Source organism: Enterococcus sp. 5B3_DIV0040 (assembly GCF_002140755.1).
GTDB lineage: Bacteria > Bacillota > Bacilli > Lactobacillales > Enterococcaceae > Enterococcus_D > Enterococcus_D casseliflavus.
On the sequence record NZ_NGLC01000001.1, the window covers coordinates 1,095,276 to 1,115,899 of the forward strand.

Annotated in this window: 18 protein-coding genes, 1 riboswitch and 1 other annotated feature; of the genes, 10 read left to right on the forward strand and 8 right to left on the reverse strand. The window is 42.6% G+C overall.

Annotation, left to right across the window (positions count from 1 at the left end; genetic code table 11):
• Positions 1 to 13 precede the first annotated feature (13 nt).
• From A5883_RS05280 to A5883_RS05290, 3 genes are all read left to right on the forward strand, one after another.
• Positions 14 to 355, forward strand: a complete 342-nt coding sequence (locus A5883_RS05280) for a P-II family nitrogen regulator (protein WP_005229830.1) — start codon at positions 14 to 16, stop codon at positions 353 to 355.
• Positions 356 to 505: 150 nt separating this feature from the next.
• Complete coding sequence (gene dinB / locus A5883_RS05285) at positions 506 to 1,630, forward strand: DNA polymerase IV (RefSeq protein ID WP_086338105.1); 1,125 nt, start codon at positions 506 to 508, stop codon at positions 1,628 to 1,630.
• 20 nt (positions 1,631 to 1,650) lie between these two features.
• A complete protein-coding gene (locus tag A5883_RS05290; protein ID WP_016621224.1) occupies positions 1,651 to 2,307 on the forward strand; it encodes a DNA alkylation repair protein in 657 nt (218 codons plus the stop codon).
• 136 nt (positions 2,308 to 2,443) lie between these two features.
• Here the strand turns inward: A5883_RS05290 and nrdG are convergent, their stop codons facing one another.
• Together nrdG and nrdD are read right to left on the reverse strand one after the other, a co-directional pair.
• Positions 2,444 to 3,040 (reverse strand): anaerobic ribonucleoside-triphosphate reductase activating protein, encoded by a 597-nt coding sequence (gene nrdG / locus A5883_RS05295; protein ID WP_005236608.1) that lies wholly within the window; start codon positions 3,038 to 3,040, stop codon positions 2,444 to 2,446.
• Between the two features lie 80 nt (positions 3,041 to 3,120).
• Entirely contained in the window at positions 3,121 to 5,316 is a 2,196-nt protein-coding gene (nrdD, locus tag A5883_RS05300) for an anaerobic ribonucleoside-triphosphate reductase (protein ID WP_005236607.1), read from the reverse strand.
• A 286-nt stretch (positions 5,317 to 5,602) separates the two neighbouring features.
• Here nrdD and A5883_RS05310 point away from each other — a divergent pair, with 286 nt between their 5' ends.
• From A5883_RS05310 to A5883_RS05335, 6 genes are all read left to right on the forward strand, one after another.
• Positions 5,603 to 6,367 carry an ABC transporter ATP-binding protein gene (locus A5883_RS05310; protein ID WP_005236606.1) on the forward strand — a complete coding sequence of 255 codons (765 nt, stop codon included), beginning with the start codon at positions 5,603 to 5,605 and terminating at the stop codon, positions 6,365 to 6,367.
• Positions 6,357 to 8,411 carry an FtsX-like permease family protein gene (locus A5883_RS05315; protein ID WP_086338106.1) on the forward strand — a complete coding sequence of 685 codons (2,055 nt, stop codon included), beginning with the start codon at positions 6,357 to 6,359 and terminating at the stop codon, positions 8,409 to 8,411. Before A5883_RS05310 ends, A5883_RS05315 begins: the two co-directional genes overlap by 11 nt.
• Positions 8,412 to 8,600: 189 nt before the next feature.
• Entirely contained in the window at positions 8,601 to 9,683 is a 1,083-nt protein-coding gene (locus A5883_RS05320; protein ID WP_008381585.1) for a M42 family metallopeptidase, read from the forward strand.
• A gap of 9 nt (positions 9,684 to 9,692) precedes the next feature.
• Positions 9,693 to 10,478, forward strand: coding sequence for a DUF975 family protein (locus A5883_RS05325; RefSeq protein ID WP_228085134.1), 786 nt, complete (start codon positions 9,693 to 9,695; stop codon positions 10,476 to 10,478).
• Between the two features lie 208 nt (positions 10,479 to 10,686).
• Positions 10,687 to 11,427 (forward strand): MBL fold metallo-hydrolase, encoded by a 741-nt coding sequence (locus A5883_RS05330; protein WP_086338108.1) that lies wholly within the window; start codon positions 10,687 to 10,689, stop codon positions 11,425 to 11,427.
• An 18-nt stretch (positions 11,428 to 11,445) separates the two neighbouring features.
• Positions 11,446 to 12,450, forward strand: coding sequence for a lipoate--protein ligase (locus A5883_RS05335; protein WP_005236575.1), 1,005 nt, complete (start codon positions 11,446 to 11,448; stop codon positions 12,448 to 12,450).
• Positions 12,451 to 12,497: 47 nt separating this feature from the next.
• On the opposite strand, the gene proS is transcribed toward A5883_RS05335, so the two are convergent.
• Both proS and A5883_RS05350 read right to left on the reverse strand, forming a co-directional pair.
• The gene (gene proS, locus A5883_RS05340; RefSeq protein ID WP_016621221.1) at positions 12,498 to 13,931 is read right to left on the reverse strand and encodes a proline--tRNA ligase; all 1,434 of its coding nucleotides are present in this window, start codon (positions 13,929 to 13,931) and stop codon (positions 12,498 to 12,500) included.
• 41 nt (positions 13,932 to 13,972) lie between these two features.
• Positions 13,973 to 14,177, reverse strand: a binding site (T-box leader).
• 96 nt (positions 14,178 to 14,273) lie between these two features.
• Entirely contained in the window at positions 14,274 to 16,115 is a 1,842-nt protein-coding gene (locus A5883_RS05350; RefSeq protein ID WP_254907491.1) for a hypothetical protein, read from the reverse strand.
• A gap of 178 nt (positions 16,116 to 16,293) precedes the next feature.
• On the opposite strand from A5883_RS05350, the gene A5883_RS05355 reads away from it, so the two are divergent.
• Positions 16,294 to 16,812 carry a signal peptidase I gene (locus A5883_RS05355; RefSeq protein ID WP_016613282.1) on the forward strand — a complete coding sequence of 173 codons (519 nt, stop codon included), beginning with the start codon at positions 16,294 to 16,296 and terminating at the stop codon, positions 16,810 to 16,812.
• 62 nt (positions 16,813 to 16,874) lie between these two features.
• On the opposite strand, the gene A5883_RS05360 is transcribed toward A5883_RS05355, so the two are convergent.
• Genes A5883_RS05360 through A5883_RS05375 form a run of 4 tightly spaced genes read right to left on the reverse strand, consistent with a single transcriptional unit; the run spans position 16,875 to position 20,109 of the window.
• On the reverse strand, positions 16,875 to 17,555 hold the full coding sequence (locus A5883_RS05360; protein ID WP_061053982.1) for an energy-coupling factor transporter transmembrane component T: 681 nt from the start codon (positions 17,553 to 17,555) through the stop codon (positions 16,875 to 16,877).
• On the reverse strand, positions 17,482 to 18,894 hold the full coding sequence (locus A5883_RS05365; protein ID WP_008381568.1) for an ABC transporter ATP-binding protein: 1,413 nt from the start codon (positions 18,892 to 18,894) through the stop codon (positions 17,482 to 17,484). The genes A5883_RS05360 and A5883_RS05365 overlap by 74 nt, the downstream gene beginning before the upstream one ends.
• Positions 18,891 to 19,493 (reverse strand): ECF transporter S component, encoded by a 603-nt coding sequence (locus A5883_RS05370; protein WP_005236560.1) that lies wholly within the window; start codon positions 19,491 to 19,493, stop codon positions 18,891 to 18,893. Before A5883_RS05370 ends, A5883_RS05365 begins: the two co-directional genes overlap by 4 nt.
• A complete protein-coding gene (locus tag A5883_RS05375; RefSeq protein WP_005236559.1) occupies positions 19,486 to 20,109 on the reverse strand; it encodes a YkoF family thiamine/hydroxymethylpyrimidine-binding protein in 624 nt (207 codons plus the stop codon). Before A5883_RS05375 ends, A5883_RS05370 begins: the two co-directional genes overlap by 8 nt.
• Positions 20,110 to 20,203: 94 nt before the next feature.
• Positions 20,204 to 20,303, reverse strand: a riboswitch (TPP riboswitch).
• Positions 20,304 to 20,624: the final 321 nt, after the last annotated feature.

The following is a 20,624-nucleotide window of genomic DNA, read 5'->3' on the forward strand; positions in this document are numbered from 1 at the left end:
TGGAGGAGCAGTCATGAAAAAAGTTGAAGCGATTATTCGCCAAGAAAAATTAGAGGAGCTAAAAGCCGCTTTGGATCAATCGGATCTGATCAGTGGGATGACGGTCAGTCAAGTTCTCGGGTGTGGCAATCAAAAAGGGTTAAAAGAGTTTATTCGTGGCCAAGAAGTGATCACGACTCTTTTACCGAAAGTAAATGTCCGCTTTGTTTTGGCAGATGAAAAAGTCGATGCCGTGATTGAGCTGATTGTATCGATCTGTCGGACAGATGAAGTCGGTGATGGCAAAATATTCGTCTACCCTTTGGAAGAAGCGATTCGGATTCGCACCAATGAACGAGGAGAAGCTGCCTTATAGCAGAACTTCTTGGGTCATGAACCGTGCAGCAAAAGTAGCGAACGTATAGGGAAGGGCCAATGAAAATTGGTCCTTTTTGCGTCTTTGTCTTGATTCCTTGCTTGATAGGGAACTTCTGTTCGTTTATAATAAGAAGCGAGGTGAGCAACGATGTCGGAACTGCAATTTCCCTTAAAAAATGATACGAGCCGCAAAATTATTCATATTGATATGGATGCTTTTTTTGCTTCGGTGGAAGAACGGGATGATCCTGAGCTGGCCAAGCATCCCCTTGTCATTGCCCGTCACCCAAGTGATACCGGCGGCCGAGGAGTGGTCACGACAGCGAATTATCTGGCGCGACAATATGGCATCCATTCGGCAATGAGCGCACAAAAAGCCTACGAGCTTTGTCCGCAAGCGATTTTTAAACCGGGGAATCATCAAAAGTATCGTGAAGTGTCCCAGCAAGTCAGAGAAATTTTTCACCGATACACCGACATCATCGAACCAGTTTCAATTGATGAAGCGTATCTGGACGTCACAGTTAACAAAATCAACTGTCCTTCAGCAATTAAGATCGCTCGTCTGATTCAGCGAGACATCTGGCATGAGACCCATTTGACTTGTTCGGCAGGCGTCAGTTACAACAAATTTTTGGCAAAATTGTCCTCGGATTATCATAAACCACGAGGGTTAACAGTGGTGATGCCGGATGAGGCAGTGGCCTTTTTACAACAACTACCCATCGATAAATTTCATGGGATCGGGAAGAAAACTGTCCCCAGGATGCATGAGTTAGGCATTTTTACAGGAGAAGATCTATACACTTGGAGTGAGATGGCGTTGATCCGCGAATTTGGCAAAATGGGGTATTCTTTGTATCGTAAAGTTAGAGGAATCCATGATTCACCAGTCAGTGTGACCAGAGAACGAAAATCAGTCGGTAAGGAGCATACATACGGCAATCCATTAACGAGTGAAGAACAAGTCTTAAGTCAATTACGCGCCATCGCAGAAGAAGTTGAGAGATCACTAAAGCGCACACAGAAACATGGCAAAACAGTCGTGTTGAAAGTCCGTTACAGTGATTACTCTACGATCACTAAACGAGTGACTTTGCCGATTTACGTTCATAAAAAAGAACAGTTATTTTCGGAAGCCAGTCTCATTTGGGAAGAGATTTTAGGTCTTGAAAAAGGCATTCGTCTTTTGGGAATCACCGTCACAAATCTCGATCCTCTGACCTATGAAAATATCGTACTGCCTTTATGGCAAACATCTGACGATCAGTAGACCTAAAAAGGAGGACCAATATGACGATCTATCAAGTATATGAAACGATGATTGCTTTGGCTGATGAAGAACGAAGGGAAAAAATGGCCGCCTATATGCGGCATCAGTTTGAGTTTTTAGGCATCCCTACACCGTTGCGCCGTCAGCAGGAAAAAGCAGCCTTTAAAGTAGCAAAACAAATGAAACGAATCGATTGGGAATTTATCGATCAATGTTGGCAAAGCAGCTATCGGGAACACCAGTACCTTGCGATTGATTATTTAGTGGCGCTGGAGCCCTTTTTATCAGCCGTTGATCTAGCAAAAATTGAACAGTTAGTCATAACGAAATCTTGGTGGGATAGCGTGGACGCACTAAGTGAGGTCGTCAGAAAGCTTGTTCGCCGACTGCCAGCGTTAAAGGTTGAGATGCTTCGTTGGAGTCTTGAGGATAATCTTTGGCTACGGCGAGTGGCGATTCTTCACCAATTGTTGCAAAAAGAACAGATGGATCGACCATTACTTGAAGAGATCCTTGTCAACAATTTGGGGAGTTCTGAATTCTTTATCAACAAAGCCATTGGCTGGAGCTTGCGAGACTATGCCAAGACGAATCCTCAGTGGGTCCAAGATTTTCTTCTACGCCATCAAAAAAGTCTGGCGCCTTTGACGGTTCGTGAAGCAAGTAAGTACCTTTAAAAAGCTTGGTCACTGATTTTTATATAACAAAAAAAACACCGTGCATCATCTTTGAAGGAAGATGTGGTGACCCCAAAAGTTCGATTTTTTGGTCTAACTTTTGGGGTCATCTCAAGATGCACGGTGTTTTGAGTCGTTAAATTTGTTTTTTGATTTGTTCGTAGCTTGCTTCAGCATCTTTGCACTTTGCCCAGATAACCGCTTTTCCTTGTTCTCGAGATGCAGCAAGATCAATGATTCGTTGATTGCTGCTACCACGAAACTGCAAGTTTAGGTTTCGCTTGCTGAGTTCAAAACGGCCGTCCACCAAAATATCAATTTTGGATAAAAGTTCTAGTTTGTCAGGGGTTTCCAAGAGCAGTTCTTCGTAAGTGTAGCCTGACCAGCTCCAAATGTCCTTGCTATGACCAAATTCGGCGCGAACGCGATCAACAACTTTCAGACAGACCGTCGTGTTCAAGAAAGGTTCGCCGCCTAGGAGGGTCAGTCCTTGAACATAGTCATGTCGCAGATCCTCAATGATTCGATCCTCTAGCTCTTGGGTAAAAGGTGTGCCGTAGCGAAAGTTTTGGACGGCTTTGTTGAAACAGCCTTCACAAGCAAACAGGCAGCCGCTCACATATAAACTATTTCGGATGCCTTCACCGTCCACAAAGTTGAAGGCTTTGTAATCAGCAATATAATTTTGACTGTACTCGTTTGCTTTCCATTCTTGGGGCTTAGGATTTCTCATACGAAAACTTCTTTCTATTGTGAATTACAGGGGTTGTTCGATAAAAGGAGTGTAGAAGAAATCTAACACTCCTTTTATGATTATTCTTGCAAATGTTTGACCCGAGCAGAGATTTCTTTGTGACGACCGTTGACCATCGGGCGAGCTTGAGGATTTCCAAGATACCCGCAGGTTCTTTTGACAACATCACAACTTTTTGGATCGTGATTGCCACATTGTGGACATTCAAAGCCTCGTTCGGTTGGATTAAAGTCTCCTTCATATCCGCACTCGTAACAGTGATCGATAGGGGTATTTGTTCCAAGATAAGCGACCCGATCATATGCGTAATCCCAAACTGCTTCTAACGCTTTTGGATTTTGCTGCAAGACTGGATATTCACAGTAATGAATAAAGCCACCAGAACAGTATTTTGGATAGTCCTTTTCAAAATCAAGTTTCTCAAATGGTGTCGGATTTTTCCGCACATCATAGTGGAAGCTATTGGTATAATATTCTTTGTCGGTAATATTTTCAACTTCACCGAATTTTTCGGTATCTAAGCGACAGAAACGATCGGTCAAGCTTTCACTAGGGGTCGAGTACACACTGAAATGATAGCCGTATTCATCGCCCCAGGCATCGGCATGAGCTTTCAATTCTTTCACGATCGCCATCGTAAAGGCCTTTGCTTCTGGGTCTTGTTCCCAAGTTCCACCGTAAAAAGCCGAAGCAGCTTCGTATAAACCAATGTAACCAAGCGAAACAGTGGCACGTTTGTTTTTGAATAATTCGTTGACATTGTCTTTGCGATCCAAACGTTCACCGAAAGCCCCATACATATAAAGGATCGGCGCATTGGCGGGACTCGCTTCTTTACAGCGTTCCACTCGATAGACAAGGGCATCTTTAACGATTTGCAGACGGTCCTCCAGCAGTGACCAGAATTTTTCTTGATCGCCATTTGCTTCTAAGGCGATCCGTGGAATATTCAATGTCACGACACCTAGATTCATCCGACCGACATTGATTTCTTCACCACGTTCGTTTTTCCAGCCTTGCAAGAAAGAACGACAGCCCATCGGCACTTTAAAGCTGCCAGTCAATTCAACCAATTTATCATAATTCAAAATATCCGGATACATCCGTTTAGTGGCACATTCTAAAGCCAGTTCTTTAATATCATAGTTCGGATCGGTAGGTGCCAAGTTGACCCCACGGCGAATACTAAAAATCAATTTCGGGAAAATAGCAGTACGCTTTTCACTGCCTAACCCGTTGATGCGAATTTGGAGAATCGCTCGTTGAATTTCCCGTTCGAACCAGTTGGTTCCTAAACCAAAGCCAAGGGAAGTAAACGGCGTTTGTCCGTTAGAGGTGAATAACGTATTGATTTCGTATTCTAGACTTTGCATTGCATCGTAGATATCTTTGCGGGTTTTGCTCTTCGCGTAAGCTTCCCGACGTTCGGGTGTCTCAATCCATTCTTCGGCATCTTTTAAATGTTTTTGGTAATTCAACTCAGCAAAAGGAGCCAATAATTCATCTGTTCGATCAGCAGAACAGCCACCATATTGACTCGATGCTACATTTGCAATGATTTGTGAGATTTGAGCGGTGGCCGTTTGGATCGATTTTGGCGATTCCACTTCGGCGTTCCCAATTTTAAATCCATTATTTAGCATGCCTTTAAAATCGATTAGGCAGCAGTTAGTCATTGGGGTATATGGATGATAATCCAAGTCATGGTAATGAATGTCGCCTTTTTGGTGGGCATTTGCCACGTGAGGAGGCAGCATTTTCAAACCAATCGATTTTCCTACGATCCCAGCGGTCAAATCACGTTGTGTGTTGAACACGTTACTATCCTTATTGGCATTTTCATTGACGACCGATTGATCTTTATTCATCAATTTATTGATCGTAAAGTTGATGTCTGTTGCTTTGCTGCGTTCGAAATCACGATGGGTCCGGTAGTTGATATATTCTTCAGCCAAGGCATACTCGTTCTTTGCTAACAAGATATGCTCGACGATATTTTGGATCTCATAGATTTTTACATTTGTACGAAAACGTTCCGCGATCTCGTGATCGACACTGTCAACGATCTCGGTGATTTTTTCGTGGTCGATGGGAGAAAGCTCACCGTTGATTTTTCTCAGGGCTTTCACTAACGCATCATAAATTTTTTGATCATCAAAATCGACAAGCCGTCCATCACGTTTTACGATTTTTAACTGACGCAAAGCGGACTGTCTTTCCAACCCTTGCTCAGGATTTCTCTTAATGTTCATCATTTCTACCACTCCTTATCTTCCACAATATAATAAAACAAATTGTAGAAATGAGCAACTATATATAGTAGTCGAAAAGGGTTTGTGTTTTGGATATACACAATATATGGTGTATATTCATTGAGGTGTTTTCGAGAAAACTTGATAAGATTAAGGATTTGGTTGTTCCATGTTTCACATAATGAATAAAAACTTTTTTAAATTTATTTTTTCTCTGTTTTGAAGCAGAAGTATTCAATGATAAAGTATGCTACCATAAGGAGAGAATTTTTTTAAAGGAGGGTTCTGTGTGAAAAATATGATCGATGTGAAGCATCTGACAAAAAGTTACGGCACCCGTTTCAATCAAACCAAAGTATTAGATAACCTTTCTTTTGCAGTGGATCAAGGAGAATTTGTTGGGGTCATGGGGCCAAGCGGTGCTGGGAAAACGACCTTGATGAATCTTTTGTCTTCAATCATGCGACCTAGCTTAGGCTCGATCTATATCGATGGCAAAGACATTACCCGAATGTCGGAAAAAGCCCTCAGCGATTTTCGCCGTCAGCAGATTGGCTTCATCTTTCAAGATTTTAATCTTTTAGAGACATTGACAGCCAGAGACAATATTTTGCTGCCTTTAGCGATTGATCGCTTGCCCGTGAAGGAAACCCAAGTACGTATCGAGGAGACGGCCAATTTGTTAGGGATCGAACACTTATTGGATCGCTACCCAGAAGAATTGTCTGTAGGGCAAAAACAAAGGGTCGCTGCTGCTCGGGCGATCATCAGTCGTCCGGCGGTCCTTTTTGCTGATGAACCCACGGGAGCCCTTGATTCAAAAGCGGCAACAGAATTGTTACGGTATTTAGCGCAAATCAATCAACAAGAAAAAACGACGATCTTGATGGTCACCCACGATCCTTTTACCGCCAGCTACTGCAATCGGATTCTGTTCATTCGCGATGGTGTCTTCTTTGCGGAAGTTGTCAAAAAAGGCAGCCGTCAGGAATTTTTCGAAAAAATCATCGATATGCAGGCTACGATTGGAGGCGGTCCGCGCCATGTTGTTTAAAATCGGCTGGCGGAGTTTTTTGCGGCAGTTTCGCAATTATATGGTGTATTTTATTTGTATGATGACCGCCGTGATGATTTTTTATTCCTTTAACGCCTTGATGAATGATCGTCTACTGAATCAACGGGTCCAGCAAGACATCCGCATTGAAGGGGTTTTAGGATTCGGCAGCAGTGTGGTTGCCTTTGTCGTCTTGTTTTTTATGCTGAGTGCCAATCATTTTTTTCTTAGTCAGCGACAAAAAGAAATCAGTGTTTACCAGCTTTTGGGGTTGCGGCAAGGTCGTCTTGCTTGGCTGTTGCTACGGGAAACGTTTTTACTAAATTTTTTCTCTCTAGTGACCGGTATCTTTATGGGAATTATTTTTTCAAAATTCTTCTCAATGATTTTGATTCGGGCGATGGGCCTAAATTTGACCAGTCATTTCTTTAATTCACCGCAATCGATTTTTTCGACGGTCTTTGTCTTTATCGCCGCAATGATTATATTGAGTATTCAAGTGATCCTTTTTGTTTGGCGTACCCCAATGAGTGAATTGATCAAGACCGAATACCGCTTACCGATCAAAAAAATGAAAATGACTCCGTTTCGTACATTGATGGGGGTCCTAGGTCTGATTTTACTTGGGGTAGGGTATTATCTGTCATTGACCCTAAGGGAAACATGGACCAACTATATCACGTATACGCAAGATTTTTCAGCGATTCTATGGATCCCTTTACTGATTCTATTTTGCTGTATAACGGCAACCTATCTCTTTTTTGATTGTTCCTTGCCAGCACTATTGTATTTTTTGAGTAAACCAAAAAAACGCCTTATCAAAGGGGCGAAGTTGATTGCTTACAATAACGTGCGTGCTTACTTGCAAAGGACGTGGAAAAGCTACGCCCTTTTGACGATCATCACTGCAATCGCGATTTCATTGATCGGGGGAACAATGGGGGTCATCTCTTTGAATTACCAAGCAACGAACCGTATCTATCCAACTTCCTTTCAGGTGTCAGGAGAGCAGACAGATACCTTGCGGGACCTTTTAGAAAAAGCCGATACACCGATTATTGCCGAACAATCGATTCCCTATAAAATGACCAATATGACGGTTCAAACCCGTTACCTTGGAGAGTTGCAAGACGAAAATATTGAAAATATCATGGTGAATCTGGTCGCTTTTTCTGATTATCAGCGTCTGCGAAAACTGGTTCCCGATGCCCCGGAGATTCAACTGAGTACCGATAAACAAGCGGTGCTTTTTGACAGTCAATACGATGTGACTCGTTCGTTTATCACCTATCGCGATGAGGTCAAAATCGGCAGTCAACATACGTTCAAACTCATTCAAGCAGAACAGGATTATTTTGGGGATTCTGCCTTGCGCTATTCCTTGCCGAATGTCCTTGTCATCCAAGATGATGCGTACCAGCAAGTTGAGGGCTTCACCTATAGCGTTGCTTATTTACAAACAGACAAGGTGCAAACGGAGAGCTTGACTCAGCTGCTAGATGAAGAGCTGCCGATTGAGTGGACGCATCCTTTGACCTATGAGTTTAGCGATGACCAAAAAAGCGTGCGTTTTTATCCAGAGACTGCCCGAGATTCCACCAGTGAGAATAACCAGATGACCGCATATCGACTGACCTTAGCGAATCGTTTTACAACGATGCGCGGCGTGCGGCGGCAAGCAGGAATCGTTTTGTTTGTGTCATTATTTGTAGGTGTGATCGTTTTGATCACGACATCCAGCAGTTTGATCGTTCGGCAATTTTCAAATACCGAGCGGGAGAAACACAATTACCGATTATTGACCAAACTAGGTTACACCCGAAAAGAAGTACGCAAACTCGTTTACTGGCAAAACATCTGGATTTTTATGCCAGGTACGCTACTGGCGATCTTGCATGCCGTCTTTGCCATCAATACCTTCACCCAAATCATCGACAGTCCTGGGTATTGGGTCGCTCATTTGTTTGCGGCAGTTGCAGCAGTCGTCTATCTATTTGCCTATTTGATTACCGTCAAGCTGTGTCTGCGAATAATTGAAACTTGATTGAATTCTTGATAAAACGATCCTTAGAATTGAAGCGAACCTTAAAGGTTAGACCAAAAAATCTAACCTTGAGGATCACTACAAAACGAGGATCGTTTTTTTTATTTAACCAATCTTTTTGTATTTCCCTCTGGTACCAGATTAAGAGAATGGTATAATCATAATCAACGAGACAAAGGAGGAAGCGAAATGGAGAAAAAAGAAGAACAGCTTTTAATAGACCTAACGACTGCACGTGGGGTTCCTGGGAATGAGGAGGAAGTGCGTGAAGTCTTTAAAGAATATGCCAAAGACTTTGCTGAAGATATCTTTTTTGATGGTTTAGGAAGTGTCATTGCCAAACATGTTGGTGATGGCGGCGGTCCGAAAATTTTTATTTCGGGACATATGGATGAAGTCGGTTTTATGGTAACAAAAATCACAGAAAAAGGCTTTATTGAATTTCAAACCCTTGGGGGCTGGTGGGGGCAAGTGATGCTGGCACAGCAAGTGGAGATCAAAACCAATGAAGGCAAAGTGATCCACGGTGTCGTCGGCTCAAAACCACCCCATGTGTTGAGTCCAGAGACTCGAAACAAACCTTACGATATCAAAGATATGTTCATCGATATTGGCGCGTCAAGCGAAGAAGAAGCCAAAGGCTGGGGCATCCGTCCTGGAGACATGATCACCCCCTATATCCAATACAAACGGATGAACGACAGCAAATTTTTGCTAGCAAAAGCATGGGACAATCGAATCGGTACGGCGGTATCACTACGGGTATTAGAAACCTTGGCAGCAGAAGGACATCCAAACTGCTTGTTTGCCGGCAGTGACGTGATGGAAGAAGTTGGCCTAAGAGGGGCACGAACAAGCACTCACTTAGTGAATCCCGATATCGCTATCGCCCTAGATACTGGTACCGCTGGGGACACACCTGGAATGACACCAAAAGAAGCGGATTCTGTGTTAGGCAAAGGCCCACAAGTCTTGATTTTCGATGCTTCCATGATTCCTCACAAGAAATTATTGAATTTTGTGATCGATGTCGCCGAAGAGATGGAAATTCCTTTCCAATATACCGTGATCACTGGTGGAGGAACCGATGCTGGTCAAATGCATTTGACTCGTGATGGGGTCCCTTCGATCGCTATTACCGTGCCCGTTCGTTACCTGCATTCTCATACTTCTGTCATTCATGAGGATGACTACTTCAATACAGTCAAGCTTGTAACGGAAGTGGTTCGCCGCTTAGACGATAAAACCGTTAAAGCATTGCGCAGTTATTAAGGTGAGCTTATGAGATCAAACACAATGATTCGTGAGACGGCTAAAAACTCCTTGCGCGGATTCTGGGGAACGTTCGTCTTAAGTATTTTAGCGACGGTTGCCGTACAAGCGGTGGTCAGCTCGCTTTTTAGTAGTATTGGGACTTCTTTTGGTGCAAACAATGCAGAGAGCTGGATCGATCTGATCTTGGACAATTTTGTCTTCTTTGCGTTTTCGGTAGCATTGAGTATTATGGCACTCTATCTGGTTCGTGGCAGAGGAATCCAGGTGGCGGATATTTTTCTCGTCTTTGATAAGCGTCTGTATGTACCGTTTTTGTTATTAAACTTAGTGAGCGCGCTTTTAAATTATCTTTTGAGTTTTGCGATTTTCTTACCGCAATTTGTCTTATCAGGCCTTAATCAATATTTGGGCTTGGTATTCAATTTTAATCGGGGAATTTCTATTGATGTATCGATGTTTAACGGTTCGATCGCTTTTGTGGTTGGGACGATTCTCTCCATCATCTTGTTCTTCTTTTTGTCGCAAGTTGTTACCGGTGTGATCCAATTAGCAATCTATCTGCGCTATGATCAGCCTGAATTAGGAGTCCTTCAATCAATTAAAGCAGCTTTCGCTCTCTTGCGACCGCATCTGGGCCAATACATTTGGCTGCAATTATCATTGATTGGCTGGTTTATTCTGGGTTTCTTGGCGCTTATGATTGGGATGTTGTGGGCAAACGCCTATGCGTATGCGGTCAACGCAGCATTCTATGAAGAATTGATCAATGAACAACGAGCGCTGATCAGATAAGTAAAAAAAGACGACGTACCATTGGAATGGTTCCTTAAGGATAGAGTAGAACACTCATTCAAGGGATTCATCAATAGACGTCGTTTTTTTCTCATTTTCTTGATCCTTTTTCGCAAAAAAAAATGGTCAGATTTTAGTCAAATCAGCTGAGATGTGATAGCATAAAAGAAGTAGAAAATCAGCTGGAGCCAAAGAGGAGGAAACACATGTGAAAATAACTGTCTTAGGTTGTTTAGGTGCCTATCCGTATAATGGTGAAGGGACTACTGGCTATTTAGTAGAGTCAGATGGCTTTCATTTGCTGCTTGATGCGGGAAGTACCACCTTGGTCCAATTAGAAAAGATCCTTGATCCCTTAGACTTAGATGCAGTGATTTTGACACATTACCATCACGATCATATTGCGGATCTGGGGGTATTACAATACTATTGGCAATTATATCCCGAAAACGAAGAACGGCAGGTTTTGCCGATCTACGGTCATGGGGAGGACAGGGTTCATTTTGAAAGTCTGACGATGCCGGGAGTGACCCAAGGATTTGATTACCTTCAGTCTGAGTCGTTGGAATTGGGCCCGTTCACCATTACCTTTATGAAAACGATCCATCCAGTCACTTGCTATGCCATGCGATTTGTTGAGAAAAGTACGGGCAAGGTCTTTGTTTTTACTGGAGACTCTGGCTATTTAGAATCTTTCGTTCCGTTTGCTGAAGGGGCTGACTTATTCTTGGCAGATACCTATCTTTTTGCAGGAAATGAGCGGCACAAGGCTCATTTTACTTCAAAAGAAGCAGGGGAGATCGCCCATGCAGCGCAGGTGAAAAAATTAATGTTGACGCATTTGCCGCAACACGGTGACTTAGAACAGTTACGAGAAGAGGCTGCGCTAGCTGCCAATGGAATCCCTGTTGAGTTGGCGGCTGTTCAAAAAATAATAGAAATCATCTAATTAGGAGGAACAAATAGTATGCTTTTTGTACCGAATGAACTGAACGACCCACGCATCAATTTAGCCATCGAGATTTTTCTTCTTCAAGAAATGAAAGTAGATGAACCCATCTTACTTTTTTACATTAATGAACCATCGATTATCATTGGACGCAATCAAAATACGATCGAAGAGATCAATAAGGAATATGTGGATGAACATGGGATTCATGTCGTTCGTCGTTTCAGCGGCGGCGGTGCAGTCTATCATGATTTCGGAAACTTGAATTTCAGCTTTATTATGCCTGACGATGGCAATTCTTTCAGAGATTTTGAAAAACTGACCAAACCAATCGTCCAAGCCTTGCATGAGATGGGGGTTGAAGGGGCGCAACTAAAAGGGCGCAACGACCTTGTGATCAATGACATGAAGTTTTCTGGGAATGCGATGTACGCAACGAATGGCCGGATGTTTGCTCATGGGACGATCATGTTTGACAGTGACATCAATGAAGTGGTCAACGCCTTGAAAGTCCGCAAAGACAAAATCGAATCAAAAGGCATCAAATCGATCCGCTCAAGAGTGACCAACATCAAACCATTCTTGCCAAAAGAGAAGCAAGACATGACGACTGAAGAGTTCCGTCAAGAAATCTTATTGAAGATTTTTGGTGTCGATTCCGTGGAAGAAGTCAAAACCTATGAACTGACTGAAGAGGATTGGGTCAAGATCAATGAGATTTCCGATAAGTATTATCGCAACTGGGATTGGAATTACGGTAAATCTCCAGCTTTTGATATTGAACGCCGTCATCGCTTCCCAATCGGCTCCATCGAAGTTCGTTTGAATGTGGCAGAAGGAAAAATCACGGATGCCAAAATCTTTGGCGACTTTTTCGGACTAGGGGACATTGCAGATGTCGAACAAGCCCTGATCGGAACTCGTTATGCCAAGGAAGATTTGGCACAAGTCATCGCCAACATTGATGTTAAAAAATATTTTGGCAACATCACGCCTGAAGATTTTCTTTCATTGATTTATTAATCAAAAAACGAAGCAGCCTTTTCAATCTGGCTGCTTCGTTTTTTCTATTAGTATGCGCGGGCGATCCAAACGGTATGCTTGGCAGGTTTGCCACTGACGATATCGACTGTTTTTTCCATTGGTGCTTCAAACGGAATGTTTCGGGTAGTAAAGCCGGTTTCTTCTTTGATTTTCGCTTCCGTTTCTTCCGAGCCGTCCCAACCGATCAAAACAAAGCCAGTCACTTTGTCTTCTTGTTTGCACGTTTCGATATGGGCTTTTAGTTCATCCAATGTATCGATGTTGGTGTACTCATTATCTTTGTTACGTTCCTTCGCAGCTGCCAATAAGCGTGGGGTCATTGCTTGCAGTTCTTGATCAACGAAGGCTTCCAAGTGCTCAAGGGCGACTGTTTGCTTGTCAGCCAAGTCGCGGACTTTGACCATCACTTTGCCAGCTTCTAAATCTCTTGGGCCACATTCGATTCGCAAGCAAGCGCCTTTTAGTTCCCATTCATTGAACTTATAGCCAGGTGAGTTATCAGAATCATCCAATCGAACACGAATGCCCTTGGCTTTAAAGTTGGCATACAGTTCTTCTAATTTTTCTAAGATGGCTGGATTCTTTTTCCATGGACCGACTGGTAACAACACAACTTGGGTTGGTGCAATGGTTGGTGGGAAAACTAACCCATTTTCATCGCCATGGGTCATGATCAAGGCCCCCAACAAGCGGGTAGAGACACCCCAAGAGGTTGTGTGGGCATGGACATGCTTGTTTTCTTTCGTTAAATACGTAATATCAAATGCTTCAGCAAATTTTGTCCCCATGTAGTGGCTGGTTCCTGCTTGGACTGCTTTGCCGTCTTTCATCATCGCTTCGATCGAATAAGTATCAACTGCTCCAGCAAAACGCTCGGAAGGGGTTTTTTGTCCGCGATAAACAGGGATCGCTAGGAATTCTTCGCAAAGGCGGGCATATTCATCCAAGATTTTCATGGTGCGTTGACGTGCATCTTCTTCGTTTTCATGAGCGGTATGGCCTTCTTGCCATAAAAACTCTGAGGTACGCAAGAAAGGCAATGTTTTCTTTTCCCAACGAAAGACGTTTGCCCATTGATTGATTTCATAAGGCAGGTCACGGTAGGAGTTGATCCAATCAGAAAAGGCAGAGCCAATCATGGTTTCTGAGGTTGGACGCAAGGCCAAAGGTTCTTCCAATTTTTCATTGCCGACTTCTGTGACCCATGGCAATTCAGGCGCAAAACCTTCAATATGATCGGCTTCTTTCATAAAGAAATTTTGCGGAATCAGCATTGGGAAGTACGCATTGCGAATGCCCTCTTTTTTCAAGAATCGATTGAACTCTTCTTGGATATGCTCCCAAAGTTCGAAGCCGTCAGGACGGAAAATAATGGAGCCTTTCACTGGGGAGTAAGCCATCAATTCGGCTTTTTGGATCGTTTGGATATACCATTCTGTAAAATCATTTTTTTGTGTCATTCTTTTTCCTCCTTAAAAAAATAAAAAAGCATCTCGTCCTAAAAAAGGACGAAATGCTTGGATTTCGCGGTACCACCTTTGTTGATTATCTATCGGGATAATCCAACTCGTAAAGGATAAGGCCTTTCCACCGACCGTTTTGCGGTCATTGCCATTGGGTAGGTTCATTTTATCAGTGGGTGTCGATTTTTCAGCTGCCATCGACTCTCTAAGACCATCATAAAACTACTATTCCAATGCTTGTTGCTGTTCTTTATCATGCTAAAGCGAAAAAGCGAAAAAAGCAAGAGTTTTTTCGCTTTTTCTTAAAATCGCTCCTTTAAAACTAATGTAGCAAGACGGTCAGTCGAAAGACAGCGGATCTATTTTCGCCCTAAGTGTCAAATGCAAGAGGTGAAGCCCGTCAGTTTCTTCAATCCGGATACTTCCTTGGTAGGCTAAACAAAGTTGTTCTAGCATTTGCATGTCAGCCTGCATCGCCTGTCGTTTGGTTTCATTGTTCTGTAGTTTTTCTGCTTCTTCATTTGAGAGAAGCGGCATTTGGCAGTCGATATGCAACTGGCCCTTCGTGTCATTCACCCTCAACGCGAGTCTTCGCTTTTGAGGATCAGTGACCGCACAAGTGTATCGGATGGCGTACTCTAGGCAATGAGCGATCAAGGATAGACGATCATTTTCCGCCAATTGTTCCAGTGGTTCTATGATGCCATCACAGGCAAAGGTGATCCTTTTTTGAGCAGCTGTGTGTTTATAATTAGCAAGCAGCATCGTCGTGAGTGATTCTTTTTCAACGGAAGGACTCGTTAACTGCTGCTTGATCTGTTCTTCAATCTCACTAAGGCCTTCATAGGCCGCTGCCAACTGCTGATCTTCTAACATATCCTTGACGGTATGGGTTCTTTGTTTGATGGTTCGTAAAACTTGCTGCCATTTTAACGTTTGTTCAGGGCTGATCGCTTGTTGGTTCTCATATAAACGCACTTTGATGTCTGCCGTATCGATCTGCTTATTTTTACCCTCGCTGGCAAAAAAGAGTTCAAGGAAGCCGTAGCAAGTAAAAATGATAATTAATAAGAAAAAGATGATCGAACGCCAATTGATATCAGATTGTGGCAAAACTAAAATATCCTGAATATACAAGAAACAATGACCAATAGCCGCAATCACGATCCAAGGCGCACAAATGACATAAAAAGGATTTTTTTTCAATGCTTCATAAATTGCTGCAAAAGAAGTAACGAAGGTACTGGTAATATTCAACAAGAACATATAATTCATGATGACGGGCAAACTTTGTGCTTGGAAAAGTGCGAAAAGTATCGCTAACAGACCGAATGAATAGTGGAAGTATAACCATTTCTGGTAGTACTTGCGAATAAAATGCATATTCGTGCAGTAAAAGCCGATCAAAAACATTGGTGTAATAATAGAAAGAATATTTAACATTACAGAGTTGACGATTGGGGGAAACAGTAGTCCACCAAGCATATCGCTGAAGCCCGCTTCCAAGCCTGCTGTTAAGGCAAAGCCGCTGAATAAGAGAGAAGATATTTTCAGCCTTCGTTGATTGATAAAAGAAACTAAGATATAAAATAAATTGATGATACAAATAAAACCAGTAAATAAAAGAATGTAAATATTTAAAATTGACAGACTGAAGACATAGCCGATCAGTGCATTTGCAGGGCCAAAAAAGACTTCTGCTGGGAAGCCAGAATAGGTGTCAAAAGGACTAGTCACGTATATTTTCAAGGTTTTACCAACATAATCCTCAGGCAAGGTGATAAAAGACAATGTTTTGCCTGGATGATTGAGAGTCAGTGGATCATTGGGCTCATCGTTGGTGTAAATTTCTTGGTCATCGAGATAGACAGTCATGTGTTGATGATCGCCAATTAGTAACATTGTAGGGTATTTATAATCGTTGGTCATTTTTCGCTTCATCACAAAACGATCATTCGCTTTTACACTAGGTAAATGTTTCACATAACGGCTAATGAAAGTAGATTCGGGATTGTCCTCAGCATAGAAAATCCAGTCTTCCTTTTTCTCCACTGCATGGATATCAGAAGTTGGGAATAAAAAAAGAACGAGAAAAAAGACAATACTTCCCAGTAAAAATAGGACCAGAAGGATGAAGGGAATCCAACGCTTTAAAAAAAACTTGTTATTTAAAAAAGGCATACTTTTTCTCCTCTGTTTTTTAATCGCCTTTAGCATAATATAAATAATTAAATAAAGTCAAATAATAATCGAGTAATCTTCGTATAAAAATTCAATGAAACGTTTTTAAATATTTGAAAAAAATAGAGTTATGTTATAGAATCATAAAAGAAACTGAGGTTTAGAAGGAGAATAGAAAATGAAGCTTTTTCCAAAACAAAGTATCATGCTCTCACTTTTTGTACTGATGTTCATGCTGCTGTCTGTACTAATTGTGGTGATCCCACATGCGTTTGGTTTCACAATGGCTATTGTTGCTAGTGATGCAATGGAACCGACATATTCTGAAGGGACACTCCTTTTTGTAAAAAAAGCTTCTGAAGATAATTTAGTGGTTGGCAACGAAGTAACGTATTATGTTGATCAAGGTAGACAGATGCGGACGCGGCGAATCGTTGCGGTTGGGGAAAATCAATCGGTGCTCTACACCATTGGCGACAATCAAAATCAGATGGAACCAAACGAAATTCAAAAAAGTCAATTGATTGGCCAGCCGATATTTTATATTCCCAAAGTAGGGGCCTGGTTGAACCAAACGACGATCCAGCTGTTTAAAAACATGTATCTTCTTTTCGCCTTGTATATATTAGCAACGACGATGTTTGTTACGTTTTACCAAATCAAATCTGGTTCAGTAAAAAAGACGATCACTTCTTAATAAATCAATGAAAAAAGACAAAGAAACCCTTACGTTTCTTTGTCTTTTTGTCTCTTTCCCCTTTATAGGATGAGTGTTCCGCCAAGTCCCACCATCAAACATAAGGATAAAAACAGCGTATCCATAAAAGTGATTCGAAATGTCTTGGCATAAGTTCGCTTTCCTTCACCGTCGAAACCTCTTGAAAGCATTGCCGTCGCCAAAAGTTCGGACCAGCGAATGGATTTGACGAGTAAAGGAACCAACATTTTGAAAGAAAACGAATTGACTGAGATTCCTCTGGAACGCATGCTATTGCGGATGTTTTGATACTCTGCTGGAATGATCGGAGCAATTTGAAACGCAGCGAGCAGACCGTACGCAAAAACGGCAGGCAGGTGCAGCTGTTGCTGCAGCGAATAAATCAATTCATTGATCGTGGTCGTCACACTGAAAGAACTGCCCATAATACCGAAGCAGTAGATTCGGCTCGCCATGTCAAGCCCATAGTGAATAGCTGCCGTTGAGGAGGGAGCGCCTTGATGGTCTTGATAGTAAAGGAGACCAGTGAAAAAGACCCCTACAGCTGCCAGTGTTAATGCAGAAAAGAGCAAAAGACTTTTTTTCAAGGAGCGCTCTTTTACAGTAATAACGAAGAATAGGACAGAGAGCAATAAATTCAATCTGAAATTATTTTGAAAAGAAACCACTAAGGCGAGTCCTAAAATGGCGAATAACTTGACTGTGGGATTGAGTGTACGCATCTGCGACCTCCTTTTGATAGCAATTGAAATCAATGATTTGCGAGCAAAACTGTTGCAACAATAAGACATCGTGACTAACGATCAAAACTAACGTGCCAGTGGTTGCTTTAGCAGCTAATAGCTCCATGATCTGCCAAGCTTGTGTGACATCTTGACCATATGTCGGCTCGTCTACTAGCAGTAGGTCGACCGGGCGCTGCAGTAAGGAGGCAACAGCCAAGCGCCGTTGCTGTCCTTGACTCAGTAGAAAAGGCGACTGGGCACTCTTGTTTTGCAGACGCAATTTTTCGAGTAGTTTGTCGCTCTCGGTCGGGGCGCTTCCTTGGCTAAGCTCTTGCGCAACGGTAGCTGCCAAAAATTGGTCTTGCGGATTTTGCATGATCCAACTGATGGAGCGAAAAGGTGACGGATACTTCTTGATTGGTTTACCTGCCAAAAGAATATCCCCTTTATAGGCCTGCTGCTGTAAAATAGCTTTTAAAAACGAAGACTTGCCGCTGCCGCTACGTCCAGTGATTCCAATCAGTGAGCCCTTATCAAAGGCAAGATCTGGGAAAACAATTTCATGGTTTCGGATGGGTAATCGGAAATTTTGAAATGAAAGCCGTTTTTCGTTAGAAGTCGATTTAATGTTCACAAGCGGCAGCGACTTGCGTAGGTGCTGATCAAGTTGGCGGAGCGCTGCTTGATTGATCGTTCTGAATTCCTCTTCAATCAGCAGCCACTCATCGACCCAGTTAGCGGTCTCTTTGATTTGATGATCGATCAATAAAATACCAAGAGCATTTTTGTGTTGGATTTGCTGCAGTTTTCGTATGACTTTTTGACTTGTGTCCGAATCCAAATTGGCAAAGGGTTCGTCCAAAAGCAAGTAACGACTTTTTAATATCAGACAACAAGCCAATGCGGCTAGCTGTTTTTCACCACCAGACAAGGTCGTGAAAGGTTGATCAGCAAGGTGGGTAATCTCGCAAAATGCCAAAGCTTCAGCCACTTTGTTTGGCATGTCTTTTTGGGGTATACATTGATTCTCTAAACAGAAAAGCAACTCTTCTCGAGGTGTTGCCATGCAAAATTGCATATCAGGATTTTGAAACAATAAGCTGACGGACGTGCTTCTTTCCCGGATGGAAAGCTGGTTCATCGTTTGGCCGTCAATCGTATACGTCCCTCCATCAAACCCCTTCTCATTTAGTCCCGCTAAGAGATGGAAAAGGGTGCTTTTTCCTGTTCCTGAAGCACCATAAATCCCTTTGGTTTCACCAGGGGCCAAAGACAGAGTCAATTCAAGTCGCTTTTGATCCACCAAAAAACTGCCGTTTTTTACCGACAGGCTCATGCGGTTTTCCGTTTGACGATGACCGTTTGATCTTCAGCAATGGGGTAACTGTTGAGGACCCCCATCCGTGTCAAGTGGTCACAGACGATCTTCACTAAAAAGGCTGAAAAGAATAACGAAGAAAGCAAGCGAATAAGAAAGATCGCCAACAGCAACTGCCATTGTAGGTTAATGAAATTTGACCGAATGATTCCCCAAAGAAAACTCGTGATCGTGGCGCCCACGGCTCCAGTAACTAAAGGGAACCACCCGTAGCGTCGGTAGCGGCCTAATGCAAAGCCGGCTTCTGTTCCGATCCCCTGTACAAAACCGCTAATAAAAATGATAGGTCCATAAAAATTTCCCATAAACACTTCTAAAAGAGCCGCAATCATTTCAGTGATCGTAGCTGCTCCCGGCTTACGTAGCACATATCCGGCAAAAGCTGCCGCCATGAACCAAACACCAAAGATAAACTCATTGGCTAAGACAGATAAACCAAAGGGCGTTAGAAGCGTACCTAACAACAATCCGAAATGGACAGCCCCAAGATAGATCACGCCAAAAATCAACGAAGCAATTCCTACCATGATGACATCTTTCAAAGCCCACTTAGTCATGTGGCATCGCCTCCTTTTTTGAAGGGCTATTGACCGAAACAGTCGCTTCCAGAACATAGTGGGGGAGATGGTCATGGGCATAAGCTAATGCGGCTTCAAAATAAGCAAAGAGTTGGCTTGCTGATCCGGTCAGCATCGTCACATAGTGAGCGGAACGAGGGCTCAAGCCATGAGTCTCTGCCAGTTGGACGATCGTGGCGATTTCTTCCATATAATGATTTTCGCCAAATACGTAAAACGAATATTTGCAATCAACCAAAAAGTCACCATTCGCAAGGTTCTTTCCTTTATTGGGTTGCGCCTGTTCGCCATTCAAGAATGTGTCACCCGCAGTGTCTCCGGGACAGCCTTTGGAAAAAGTAAACTCACCCACGAGGTGTGTCTTTGATTCGTAGGCGTTGATAAATAGCGCCTCTGCTGCGTCTATGACACTAGGCGCTTCCCCTCGAAAAAGGGTACTGAACAGATCGGTCTGCTGCCAAACAGCGCTCGTATTCGTTTTTTCGATACTTGTTAAAATTTGTTGCGCGAAATGGTCTTTCATTGGGTACAAGCTAACTCGGCACCCCGTGATATCGATCCCATCTGCCGCACAGGCGATTGGTTCATTTGTCATTTTTCTCTTCTCCTCTCGATGGTTTTTCTGTCTACAAAAAAAGCGTTCCTCCTTTTTCTATCCACACGTAGACAGAAAAAATGGGAACGCGAAAAATCATGCGCTGCCACTTCCCTACGTTGGTACTAACCAAATCAGGTTCTAAGGGACCAGACATACGTCTATCTCAGCATAAAGCGCCCCTAGTGGATAATCTTGTATTCAATTACCCCTCGAGTGTAGCACAGGAGGCGACAAAGGACAATAGATAGCAATTTTCGTCATTTGCCGATTGTTGCCGAATCAACCGATCCATTCAGTAAGTTAATAATGATATCAGCAGTGGTACATATGAAAGTTTTTACATATAAAAAAACATCTTGAAAAGCTGTTGACAAGGGGTAAATAGTTGTGTAAAGTAGAAAACCGATGGTAAAACGTAAACGTTACGTTTTGTTTTTGTAAATCGTAATTGATTTATCAGTGTTTTGCCGAGGAAAAGGAAATATGGAAAAATAAAAAGGAGTGTATTTTGA